6 protein-coding genes and 1 pseudogene are annotated in these 12,761 nt (G+C 57.2%); 4 read left to right on the plus strand and 3 right to left on the minus strand.

Going from position 1 to position 12,761, the window contains the following annotated elements:
* Positions 1–2 precede the first annotated feature (2 nt).
* Entirely contained in the window at positions 3–4,352 is a 4,350-nt protein-coding gene (gene pglW, locus H1B37_RS29515; protein WP_182870885.1) for a BREX system serine/threonine kinase PglW, read from the minus strand.
* 34 nt (positions 4,353–4,386) lie between these two features.
* Positions 4,387–4,599, minus strand: coding sequence for a MerR family DNA-binding transcriptional regulator (locus H1B37_RS29520; protein WP_182870886.1), 213 nt, complete (start codon positions 4,597–4,599; stop codon positions 4,387–4,389).
* A gap of 125 nt (positions 4,600–4,724) precedes the next feature.
* Here H1B37_RS29520 and H1B37_RS29525 point away from each other — a divergent pair, with 125 nt between their 5' ends.
* Entirely contained in the window at positions 4,725–5,996 is a 1,272-nt protein-coding gene (locus H1B37_RS29525) for a toll/interleukin-1 receptor domain-containing protein (protein WP_182870887.1), read from the plus strand.
* A 469-nt stretch (positions 5,997–6,465) separates the two neighbouring features.
* On the opposite strand, the gene H1B37_RS29530 is transcribed toward H1B37_RS29525, so the two are convergent.
* Positions 6,466–7,749 (minus strand): tyrosine-type recombinase/integrase, encoded by a 1,284-nt coding sequence (locus H1B37_RS29530; RefSeq protein WP_182870888.1) that lies wholly within the window; start codon positions 7,747–7,749, stop codon positions 6,466–6,468.
* 567 nt (positions 7,750–8,316) lie between these two features.
* Between H1B37_RS29530 and H1B37_RS29535 the strand changes: the two genes are divergently transcribed.
* The 3 genes and pseudogenes from H1B37_RS29535 to H1B37_RS34155 form a co-directional block, all read left to right on the plus strand.
* On the plus strand, positions 8,317–10,704 hold the full coding sequence (locus H1B37_RS29535) for a heavy metal translocating P-type ATPase (RefSeq protein WP_182870889.1): 2,388 nt from the start codon (positions 8,317–8,319) through the stop codon (positions 10,702–10,704).
* Between the two features lie 127 nt (positions 10,705–10,831).
* Complete coding sequence (locus H1B37_RS29540) at positions 10,832–12,367, plus strand: TolC family protein (RefSeq protein WP_286178345.1); 1,536 nt, start codon at positions 10,832–10,834, stop codon at positions 12,365–12,367.
* A 61-nt stretch (positions 12,368–12,428) separates the two neighbouring features.
* Positions 12,429–12,761, plus strand: a pseudogene (locus H1B37_RS34155) (copper oxidase); the annotation flags it as partial.

A 12,761-nucleotide genomic window follows, 5' to 3' on the forward strand; every position in this document is an offset into this window, starting at 1 on the left:
TCTTACTTTCCACCCACTTCCGTTGATTCCGTCGTTGCCAGCTTGGGAGACCGTCCTCGATGCAGGTTGTCGATCCACGGTTCCGACACCTTGGCTCGCTGTCCCGGTGAGATCAGCGGAATCTCTGCATCGTCAAGGAACGGCATATCGCTCTGTTCGTCCGTCGCCACCAACACCCAGACGCCGGGACACGACACATCGTGGCCAGTGCGATCTCGTAGTGTTTCCAACAGCGACATCATGTCGTAGCGAGCGATCAGCCCCGGATGAACCAGCAACAGATGCTCGTCCCGGTTGAGCAAGCGTTCTTCGATCTTGGGCTGAGCCATGCTCACCAGATGCAGCAGATTCTTCCAATCCTGACTGTTGCGCTCGCTGCCATCGGCCTTCTCGACCACGCGCCAATCGACATCGAGTCCCTGGGCTTCGGCGCGCAGTGAATCAAACAGCAGATCGTCAAACGAGACACGCTCAAGGGAGCGACCGTTCTCATTGAAGCGTTTGAGCAGATTGGCTTCGCACGCCCGCATTCGACTGGGCCGCACGGTCAGCACAAGGAAGCCCCCTTCGTCGTGTGCGTGCGCCACCCGCTCCTCGAACTGCCGGGCATCGGCCATATCGGGCGTGACTTCGACCTGACGAGTCCGGGTGGCCGTCGTTCGACGCCGTGGGATCGACGAACCCGACGTGAACATGATCGACGTTTCCCGCCGATGATACGCTGAGGTCTCCGCGTTCCAGCGCACGTCCAAACCGACACGCTCCAGCAAGATATCCAGTTCGGGTCGATCCGGCAGCCGTTCCGCTTCGGAATAACGGCTTTCGACTCGGGAACGTATCTGATTGATCGACAAGCCACGCTCGTTTTCCCCCAGCCCCAACCCGGTCAGTGCGCCGATCCCCAGCCGCAACGCCCGCTCGGCAGGCATGCCTTTCGGATAAAGCTCTTGCTTGGCCGATACCGCCGCCGACTCACTAATCGCCGCCGCCAGACGCAGCAATCGTTCGTTGTTGAACGGCTGACAACCTTCCGGCAGTGACGGCTGGTTCACATCGAACAACTCTTGGAAGATACGCAGCGGCGGCAGCAATGGGTCGAACAGAGCCAGACTATCCGCCACCTGACCAAGTTTCTCCGCATAGGCGGCCAGATCTCGAGTGCAGGCTACCAGCGTCTTGCCGACGATTCGTCGCAACTGGAACCTGGGCTCGGTGAGCGAGGTTTCCGTTTCCACCATCGCCCGAGCAATGGCGGACGCCATCTGTTGCTGTTTGGCCGTGTCCAGCGTATCCACGGCAGGTCGACAGAGCAGAATGCACTCTGCGGCCTCGGAGATGGTCATCACTCCACCTAACCGCAGGATCTCTTCATTCAACTCGCTGCGCAGCGCGTTCAGGTAAGAATCCTTCGCCCACCGCTTGCGATCGGCGTTCAAGACCTTGTTCACCTTCGCCTGCGTCGTCTTGAGCGCCGTCGCAACATCCGTCTGGCTGGGCCAGAGCAAAGCTGGAGGCTGCGGGAGGACAGATGAATCGGCAGGTGTGGGCATCAGCAGCGTGCTGCGAATCTGCCACTCGGCTTTTTTTTTCGCATTGCGAGCACCTTGGACCCGCTGGAGCAACAATTCCAGCGAGACGATTTGCTCCTCTGCGTGATCGCTTTCCTCTTTTCGCTTCCCACTCTCATCCTTCACTTCCGGCAGCCGATCCCGAAGTTCGGCAACGAAGCGAATGATCTCCTGTCGCGTCTGATTACCGACACCACGCATCATGTGCAGATCAACAATCGGAATCTGCAGCAAGTCACGCACGGTCAGAATGTCGGCCCGTTCCAATGCGTTGCAGGCACGCGTGCTGAGTCCCAACGCTGCAATCGGCGTCTTCAGGTCAACTTGATCGAGCGTGACGCTTAGATCGACTTCCTCGCCACTGGGCGTGCGGACCTTTTGCTCTTCGGCTTCCTTGAACAGTTGCTGCCACGCCCATTTCATCTCCTCGGCATTGTCAAACCGCTTCGTAGGATCACGATGCAGGGCCGAATGAAAGAACTCGGTCAACCCTTCACGGACACTGGCGTAGAACTTTTCGCCATCAATACTTAGTTCATCATCCGTGATCGCCGGATCGGACTTGCCGTCGCCCCACTGGGGCAACACGCCCAATCCCGCTGACATTTCGTAAAGCGTGACACCCGCCGAATAGCGTTCCGCCGCCAAGTCCCAGCGCTGCGGCTTGCGAACGGACAGGAACGGATCGATGTAGTCCGGCGTCCCGACTCGAATGTTGTCGAGCGGTGCACCGGTGAGTGAAAAGTCGAACAGGATCAGTTGGTTACGCTGCTTCGTGAGCGAGCGAATACCGATGTTGTCAGGCTTGATGTCTCGATGGGCCACGCCGTGGCGTTCCAATGAAGCGAGTGCCGACAGGAGGTCATCGCCGTATCGGGCCAACAGATCAAGGCTGGGCACGCCTTCTTTTCGCAGCATCCCGGCAAGCGTTTCATCGCCGGCCTTCTGAAGCACCAGCACGGTATGACCGGCCATCTCGATTTCGTCATAGATGGCGACGATGAACTCGCTTTGAATCGAACGCAAAGCTTTGGCTTCCTCATGCAGCCGAGCGTTGTCGTCTTCTTTGAAAGCCACCTTCAACACGAATTGTTGGTCGTCTTTGGTAACCAACAGCGCCTTCGCTGTCGCACCTTGGCCGAGTTCTTTCTCGACGACGTAGCCGCCTTCGAGACGGTCGCCACGCGTGGCGTGCAGTGGATCAGGGACGAAGGCCTCCTCCGGAGCCGTCAGTTCGTCTTCAACATCGTCCAGCAGTGCCAGGAAGTCCTCGACCGATCCGACTCGGGTGTTCACGTCCGGGTGAGTGCACCACAGGATCATCTCTTCCAGCTTCGGTCCGACGCCATCAACGACCGCGGAGAGGCTGAGGCCCTTGCTATCGCGGAGAGCTTTTGCCAGTTCAGACGGGCTGCTTGCCGGAGGCCGTGAAGCGAACAGGTGATAGGCAATCGCACCGAGCGAGAACACATCGGACGCTTCGGTGACCTTCCGCTGATCAGCAATGGCCTCGGGGGACATGTAGACCAACGACTGCGTTTCAACCAAGTCCTCGACATTTGTGACGCGGCCCGAGGTGGTCGACGTGTCTCGCACACCAACCTGCCAGTTGAACACCTGGACATACAGCTTGGACGGATCGTCGAACGGCGAAGTGCCTTCTTTGACCCGCATCGTTCCTCCTGAACGTTCCGCTTCGGCCCGCGCTCGCCCGCCTTCGTCCTTCATGACCAGAATGCTTTGCGGCGACAACGCCCGATGGATCACGCGTCGACGATGAGCATACCGGATGGCATCGGCGATCTGCCGAAGCACTTTTAGTCGGTAATCGGGGGTCAGCCGATGGCACTGTGTGGCGAGGTATTGGTCGAACCGGATCGCCTGCGGATCAAGGTACTTGAACAACAGTGCCGGGCCGAGTTCGTGTTCCCTGTAATCGAGTACCGGCAGAATGTTCGGGTGATTGAGCGACTGGATGATCTGGAACTCACGCGCTGCCGCTCGTTTGAGCCGCTGGCGGTCCTCTTCCGTAGCAGCCTGAGCCACCGTGTACTGGCGAACACGACAATGCACATCGTCAAACGAAGCGTGTTTGGCCAAACGATCTTGAAAGCCGGGACCGTCTTCCAACAGTTCTCCCAGAACATAATCACCGACGCGTCGCGATCGCTGCGACGGACGAATACCAGCTTGCTCCATGGCACGGGAAAGTGCCTTGGCGACCTTGCTGTCGATCAAGCTGTGTGATTCCGGATCTATCCCCGGCCCCTTACGGTTCAGCAAGGCAGCCAAAACGCCGTTTCGTTTCGGGCTAGACTCTTCTGCAGGCCGGTCGCGAAGTACAACGCGGTTGCGGGCCGATCCAGTCAGTTCGCATTGGAGATCGTCAGCGGACAGGAATACGAGGGCGTCCATCCAGGGCACCCGCACCTTCTTCACGGCTTGCTGTGCTTTTAGCAGCGACACCAGGGCCTTGGCCTTGCGGTTGGCCAGCATCACGGGATTGTCTTCCGACTTGGTGCGACCTTCGTGCGTACGAATCCACGTCCCGGCATCCCCTCGAACTCGACCCGGCCAACTCTTGATCTCGACCAGCCAGAGTCCTTGTTTGGTCAGTACGAGTAAATCGACTTCATAGATCGCACCGTCCGGCGTCTGGAATTCGAAATTGGCCCACGCCCGATACGGGTCATGGTTCGGCAGCCCCGCCCGGACAAAGTCCAGACCACGACGTTCCCACTCATATTGAGAAGGCGTGATGATGTTCCAACGTGGAGGTTCCATTTGTTCCCTGCCCCTCGGCCGGCGACACCGCCGTCTATTTCGGCTTTCTCTTTGGTGTCGAAACTGGCTCACTCAGCTTTCCCAGCAAAGCATCGAGCCCTTCTTGCCTGAAGAGACGATACCCGTTTACCGGATGGCGATGAGCGGCGATCTTCCCGGCGTTTTCCCAGTTGCGCAGCGTGCTCGGCGAGACGCCAAGGTAGTCGGCCGCCTCTGAAACGCAGAGGAAGTCCCGAAGGTTTTCCACGCTTGGTCTCCTTGATAGTTACTTGATACCCACACCTGTTGCACACAGCTTGGGCAAACCTTACCAAACTGCGTTAACATTGTCGATCATACGAGTCCCCCCCGAACGCTCTGAAGCAACACCGAATGGACGATCATTCTCAGGTTTTCGTCAGCCACGCAGTGAAGGACGAGGAACTTGTCGAGGACTTTGTCGACTTGTTGCAGGTCGGCATCGGAATTCAACCGGGCCAAATCTTCTGCTCCTCCTTGCCGGGGATGGGGATTCCCGCCGGAAAATCTTTCGTGGACTACATCAAATCCCAGGTGCTGACTCCATCGATGGTGCTGCTGGTTGTTTCACCGCAGTTCCTGAAAAGCCATTTCTGCCAAAACGAGGTCGGTGCATCGTGGGGCTTATCTCTGCCAATCTTTCCCCTGCTCGTTCCGCCGGTGGATTATGCGGACGTGGGGGGCGTTTTGGCCGGAGTGCAACTAGCAAAGCTGGACAACAAAGAAGACCTAAATGATTTGCGGGACGACGTAATCAGACGGCTCGGATTGTCGCCATACTCGACCAGCCACTGGGAACGCAAACGCGATCGATTCCTAAACAAACTTGCAATTCATCTTGAAGCAGGCGAATCGACCACGACGCTCGGAACTCAGCCGGCAAAGGGTAGCGCGACTGTTCGTTCCACCGGGAATTGGATGAAGCTAGGTGACAGCTACTACGAAGTCTCACGATTTGAGCGAAGGGGCAGTTCGTCGATCCATGTAGACATCCAAGCCAAAACCGTCGAACAGGAAATGACTCTCCAGCAGGTCCGGCCGAGCGCTGAGGAGTACGTTTTTCAAGAGGTTTGCGAATACTCCTATCAGAACGACGGAGGACATGTCCGCATCGTAAACGTGTCCTCGATTAACCGGGAAGGTGAGAGCGTGTGGTCACTGGAGCTTGTGTTGGAGGAGGACCGGGAGAGCAGCCAACAAGACTTTGCATTTCACTCCGGAGATCACGAGTACACGGCAAGGGACATTGCGGAACTCAGGGCTGGGCGATTGCTTGTAAACACTCCCCCACCGCCGAGCCAGTTTTCGCGCGGGACTAACGAACGGTTTCTGGAGTCAATCATCAGCGGAAACTCAAGTGGATCGCCGCTTGTCAACACATGCGTGATTCGCGATACCCTGCAACGACACGCAACGGAGACAGAGTTGCGATTGATATTCGCCCGCTTGGAGGCAGTGTTTGCACTGAAAACAAGCGGGATTGTTGGGACAGTTATGGAATTGGAGATTGGTCCGATTGACCGCAATGGTGTCATGGTTCGATTCCGTGGGATCAGGCCTGCGCGCAATCGACACGAACACCCCGAGGAGATTCTTGTGGTTGGCACCTGTGCGCTGGACGGCTAAAGGCAGCATGCCATCTGCCGACATGCCCTGTGGGGGACGGCGCGGTTTGCTCCGAATGTTCGCATGGGCCGCTTGGCCTGAATTGCCGAACATCGCTGGGCGCCGGGAATTGGATTCGCGAACACCCCTGGGACGTTCGTCCTGCATTCAATGAACCGCCGAACTCGATCGAAACCGAGCCGATTGCAGCGTATTCAGAGGGGAACGAGGGAACTCGATGAGCACAGCACCGAGGCTGGCGAGGGGCGGACAGACGTTGCAGGGCCGAAGACGAGGTAGCTAACTTCCTAGGAACCGAGAAGCCCGATCCGCGGGTCAAATTCCAGACTGAATTGGGGCCCCCCTGGTCCCTTTCGCCAACCTCGGAAATTCCGAAGTTGAGCACTCGGGGCCAAGCCCCTCCGTTTGCATGTCGCTGGCCTGCCCGCCCTCTCTGGCGTCGAGAGGCGGGCACCAGCGACGCCGTCGGTCAGCCAACCTGCCGCATCGTTTCCTTCGCCTTGGCCATGTCACGCTCCGCGTAGATTTGCGACACGTCGGCACTGGCGTGGCCGAGTGTGACCTGAGCCGCCTCCAGGCCAAACTTCTTCCGAACCTCCGTTGCTGCGGAGTGGCGAAGCTGGTTGGGGGACCAGCGGTTCTGCTCCCGCCACTCCTTCAGTTCCTGCGCCTGCTCTTCGGAGAGCCGGGCCTGCCAGCCTTTGATCGTCTCGCCGTCGCGTTTGGCCAACTCACCCTGCGGTGGAAACGCTTTGTCGCATGCCCGGTGGATCGCGCGCCGATAGGACGCAGTCGTGTACTCGTCTTTTGGTGGCCGAGCAGGCGTGCGTTTTCGTTTCTTACCTGGACGATTGCCCTGGTTCAGCGGAGTCTTGCGGGCTGCATGCCGTTCCTTGCGACGTTGCTCCTCGCTGTCCTTCGGCGAAAAGCAATGTCGAGCGGGGGCGCGGAAGAGGTACGGCTGCAGAACCGCTTGGGCCTTGGGGCCGATGAAAATGATTCGGCTTCGGCCATGGTGTTCGGTCTTGTGCGACTCCGGCCGGAACGACCAGACATCCTCGCTGCGGTCAATGTCGCACGGCCGGATCATACAAACCTCTTCAGGGCGACACCCCGTCAGACGCTGAAATCGGATCATGTCACTGACAGCCTTCGGCGTGTGCTGCAGCGTCCGCTCGACGATCTCGTCGGGAACCGGAGGCACCGGCGGGTACTCCTTGGCGGCCGTGCGACCTTTGCGAAGACCGGGGACGCTGCGAAGCGCTTGCGTGACAGAACCGGGGATCAGTTCTTCGCTAACAGCCCAGGTGAACAGGCGTCGGATCCTGTCGATGTTGTCGTTGATGTACCGGCGACTCTGCCCTGCTTCGAGCATCTTATTCTGCATGCTGCGAAGGGCCAGCGGTCCAAACTCCGCCGCGTTGGTATGCCCGTAGGTTGTCCGCAGAAACCGGATCGCGACCCTGATGCCGGCGAGGGTGCCCGTTGGCCGGCCATTCTTGACGTAGTAGCCCTTGGCGAATTTCCAGTAGCGAAGACAGACTTCGGAAACGGTGATCCCCAAGTCCTCCTGAACGCTTCGGGCTGGCCGGCCTGCTGCGAGCCACTCGCCGACCAAGCGGTCATACTCGATCAGACTAGCCTTGCTTTTCCAAGGGCCGAGGTAGTGATCGCGCCCGGCCAGGGTGACAACGGCCTGTCCGGTCGCACGGTGAAGACGATACTTGGGAACGCTCTTTGTGAGGCGTGGCATGACGCAAATCTCCTAGCAGAGGTTGCAAAACGGTAACTACCGTCTTGAGTCTCGAGCAAAGAGCCGCGCCGCCAACCACTGGCGGGTATCGTTAGTCCTTGATTCGGCTGGACTTAAGAAAAGTCGGGGCGACTAGATTCGAACTAGCGACCTCTACGTCCCGAATCTGATGAAACGCCATTTTTCTTGCGTCGCACTTGCATGGACATTTTGACTCTGAGTCCAAGAAAACCGGTCTGAGCAACCTTCTCGCGTTGATTTCACATTGGCTCCAAATTGCGGTTGGATTGACCAATGTCGGCCTAGATTTGGACTATTTTTTTCGCTGAACACCTGTACGCGCAACCTCTACGCAAAAACATTTGAGGTCGTGTCTACGCGTATCGTGAGGGGTAGACCCTGTCTTTCCGAGCCGATTGTATGTCGGTGCAGGTTGGCAGGTAAACGTGAGCTCGACCGTCAAAAAAATCCTAACCGTTTGCAAGAATGGGTACAGGATGTGCATACCCTGGTGGGGTATACTGCCAAATGGTTCGTTGCCGCGAATCGAGAGAAAGCAAACGCACGATGAATAATAGCCAAAACACGATTGATCCTGTCTGTGGAATGGAGGTCGATGAACGCTCGGCCCATGCTTCGGAGTATCAGGGCGAACAATATTTCTTCTGCAGCCAATCCTGCCAACAAAAGTTCGACGCGGATCCCGAACCATTCCTTGCCAAGTCCGCTGAACAGCGCCCTCCACATGAAAACGAGAAGGGCTCTGACCACAGCTGTTGTAGCCATGGAACCCATAAACCGCGTCAGCCTGCCGAGCACGCGGCAGCCGGTGATTCGGATGCGGTTTTTACGTGTCCGATGCATCCTGAGATTGAGCAGATCGGTCCTGGCTCCTGCCCAATCTGCGGAATGGACCTGGAACCGAAGTTCGCAGGTGGCTCGGATGACAGTGATGTTGCGCAATACCGCGATATGAGGCGAAGGTTCTGGGTTGGCGTGGTGCTTTCAGTGCCGCTGCTAGTGTTGGCGATGGGACCGATGGTCGGATTGAATCTATCCGAAGCCGTGCCCGACGCGGCGTTCGGTTGGGTGCAACTTGCGCTGGCCGCACCAGTCGTATTCTGGTGTGGCTGGCCGCTTTTGGTGCGAGGAATCAAGTCGTTCCAAACCATGAAGCTAAACATGTTCTCACTCATCGCTGTGGGAACATTGGCAGCGTTCTTGTTTAGCTTGTTCGTCGTGATCTTTCCCGGCTGGATTCCTGAAGCATTCTTTGAGGATGGAAAGCCACCGCTCTACTTCGAAGCTGCGGCCGTGATCATCACGCTTGTCTTGCTAGGACAAGTATTGGAATTACGCGCCCGTCAACAGACCGGCGGGGCCATCCGCGAACTGATGCAGCTTGCTCCTGAAACCGCTCATCGAATTACGGATGGAGGGGAAGAAGAAGTTTCACTTGCGGAAGTCAAGAAAGGGGATCAATTGAGAGTGCGTCCGGGCGAAAAGGTGCCCGTCGATGGTCGGGTCGTCAGCGGGACAAGTAGCGTCGATGAATCGATGCTGACCGGTGAACCCATTCCGGTCAAAAAAGGCGAAGGGGATGAAATCACCGGCGGAACGCTCAACCAGACAGGTGCACTGGTGATGGAAGCCGTTGGTGTTGGTGGTGATACCGTTCTCAATCGCATCGTTCAAATGGTCGCGGAAGCTCAGCGAAGCCGCGCACCGATCCAGAAATTGGTTGATGTTGTGTCCAGGTACTTCGTACCGGCAGTGATCATCTGCTCGGTTCTGGCGTTCGCTGGGTGGGCAACGTTGGGACCGGAACCTCGCTTGGCTCATGCCTTCGTGGCAGCCGTCGCCGTCTTGATTATCGCATGCCCCTGCGCGCTCGGCTTGGCAACGCCGATGTCGGTGATGGTTGGCGTTGGACGAGGTGCCAAGGAAGGTGTCTTGATCAAGAACGCTGAGGTTCTCGAAGTGATGGAAAAAGTCGATACGGTGGTTGTCGATAAAACAGGAACGCTGACGCAGGGGCGTCCAGAAGTTACTGCGATCGAGACATTCGGAGAGCGTTCTGAAGCTGACATCTTGAGACTGACCGCCGCTGTAGAAGCGCAAAGCGAACATCCGTTGGCCGAGGCGGTTGTCCGGCGAGCCAAGTCAGACGACCTGCAGATCCCCGAAGCATCAGACTTTGACAGTATTACAGGGGGCGGCGTCCGCGCTACCGTGGACCAGCATCAAGTCGTCATCGGTAAAGCTGACTTGCTTGACGAACAATCTGTCAGCGGAGTGGATTCCGGACGCCAGCGGGCGAGTCAGCACCAATCCGAAGGAGCGACCGTGATCTACGTTGCGATCGACGGTGCTCTGGAAGCAATCATGGCCATCACCGACCCCATCAAAGAAAGTACGCCCGCAGCGCTCGATACGCTCCACGAGCTTGGATTGAAAGTAGTCATGTTGACCGGCGATGCGCAACCGACCGCGAAAGCCGTGGCGGAGAAACTCGGTATCGACGAATTTCATGCCGGCGTCTCTCCACAGGACAAGCACGACTTTGTGAAGCGTTTGAAGGAGGAAGGCCACACGGTGGCGATGGCAGGTGACGGGATCAATGATGCTCCAGCTCTGGCCGAATCACATGTCGGAATTGCGATGGGTACAGGAACCGGGGTGGCAATTGAATCGGCCGGCGTCACCTTGGTCGGCGGTGATCTCCGTGGTGTGGCCGCGGCGAGCAATCTGAGCCGGAAGACAATGAGCAACATCCGTCAGAACCTCTTTTTCGCCTTTATCTACAACGCTCTCGGCGTGCCCGTTGCGGCCGGCTTGCTCTATCCCATCTTTGGTGTGCTGCTCAGCCCGATGATTGCAGCAGCAGCGATGAGCTTCAGCAGTGTGTCGGTTATTGCAAACGCTTTACGCTTGAGAAACACACGCTTGGCATGAGTCTGCCACGGCCTTGGTCGTTTTTTGACCACTTCATGCTGGACAATTGATGCTGCAGCCCCTCCAACCCGAACTTTCAGAGAACGCTATACCCTGCATGGGTATTGTGCCGAATCAGCTTGGGAACATGGACGTCAAAATTTCTGCGATGGATCTGGATCCAATGACGAATCGGGCGAATGGATTGATGCTCGCTGCGGCTTTGGCCGTAGCTTTGTTTGGGCAAGGCTTGAGGGCACAAGAGTCTGCGGTGGGCAGGAGATTCATCGAGCCACCGCCAATCCCAAATGCACCCGCCACGCTGGGCGGCCTGGACAGGGTTGCCTCCGGACAAGCGTACGACGCGTATGCAGAGTCACACTCGACCCTCCACGACTTTGAGGTTGAAGTGATTGGTGATGGTGCTCCCGCAATCAATGGCCCCGGTGCAATCAATGAATACGCCTTGCAGGATTTTCTAACCCTTGCTTGTCAGCACAACCCGACGCTCCGACAAGCTCGTTTGCAAATCAGCGCAGAAACGGCTAAAGCCCTGCAGGCTGGACTTTATCCGAATCCATTCCTGCGATACTCCGGCGAGCAGATCGGCGTGGATGTGGAAGGCGATAAAGATTCTCCCGGTGAATTTCAGGGCATGATAGTTTCACAACGATTTGTGACGGGAGGCAAGCTGCGACTGAGTCGCGAGAAATACATGCGCCGTGCCCACGTTTCTCAGCATCTTGCAATGGCTCAGCAGTTTCGCGTTTGCAACGATGTTCGGATCCACTTCTATCGAGCGCTTGCCGCGAAGGAAATTCTGTCACTGCAGAAAGAACTTGCCAAGACGGCCGAAGATTCAGCGGTCACTGCTCAAGAACTGTACAACCAGGGCCAAGCCACTCGCCCCGAAGTCCGGAAGGCGAATATCGATCTGCAACGCGCGCGACTGGCTATTCTTTCCGCTGAGAACGATTACCGCCAAAAGTTTCGCCAGCTCCTTTCGGTAGTAGGCGTTTCACTGACCGAAGGGGAATTGATCGGGGAGTTGATGCCGGACGCAGAACCGATGAGCTACCAGGATGCTCTTTCGATGGTTTTGTCGGAAAGTCCGGAAATCGCTGCAGCTCGCGCGAAATTGGCGGCGGATCGCGTGACGATCCAACGCGAGAAAGTGCAGTGGATTCCCGATGTGATTGCCGAGGGCGGCGCCGGCTACAACTTTGACGCGAAAGAAACGACAGCGACGGCTGGGATTGGAATCCAGTTGCCTGTTTTTGATCGCAACCAAGGGACAATCCGCCAGGCTCAACTTGACTATCAACGCCAACAACATGAGATCAGGCGAACGGAACTGGAACTCGAACAGCGACTGGCAGCGGTTTATCAGCAGTATCTTTCCGCGTTGCAGATTGCGACGGAGTACAACCGGCTGATCCTTCCTGAAGCAAGGCTGGCTTACGAAGAATTGTTGAGAAGCTACCAGGACAATCGAGTCGATTGGCCAACTGTCTTGTCCGCGCAAAAAGACTACGCCGATGCACGATTGGCACTCGTGTCTCAGTTGGAGCAAATCCGAACCAACGATGTGCTCATTCGAGGCTACCTGTTACATGGTGGACTGATGGCAGCTCCCGGACCGACGCCGCCTGGTCACATCGATTCCGTTCCAAAACCGCGGTGATGCGTCACCCTGTGTTTAAGTCTTTTTAAATCCGAGAATCACCTAGCCAATGTCCGACACAATGAACGCACGAAGAGAGTTTCTAAAATCGGGCACGCTCGCCACCGCCGCGGGACTGGCAGGAAGCCTTCTCGGGGCCGAGGTTCAAGCTCAGACTCCCGCTGAAGAATCCAATTCGGACAGCGAGACAAACACCACGCCCGAACCGGCGAAGGCCGCCGGGTCATCCGGCGTGCGAGAAGAGTACGATGGATTCTCTCGCTTCAAACCAAGCCGCGGCAATGATCCCGATTCCGATTTTTACCTGGGTAAGTTAGTACCTGGTTTTCGCAAAGCATCGGAAGGCCCCGCCCCGTTTGTTGCACCCGACATTCCAAAGCTCCCGTTCAAAATG

The sequence above is a fragment of the Stieleria mannarensis genome (assembly GCF_014154935.1).
Classification (GTDB): domain Bacteria; phylum Planctomycetota; class Planctomycetia; order Pirellulales; family Pirellulaceae; genus Stieleria; species Stieleria mannarensis.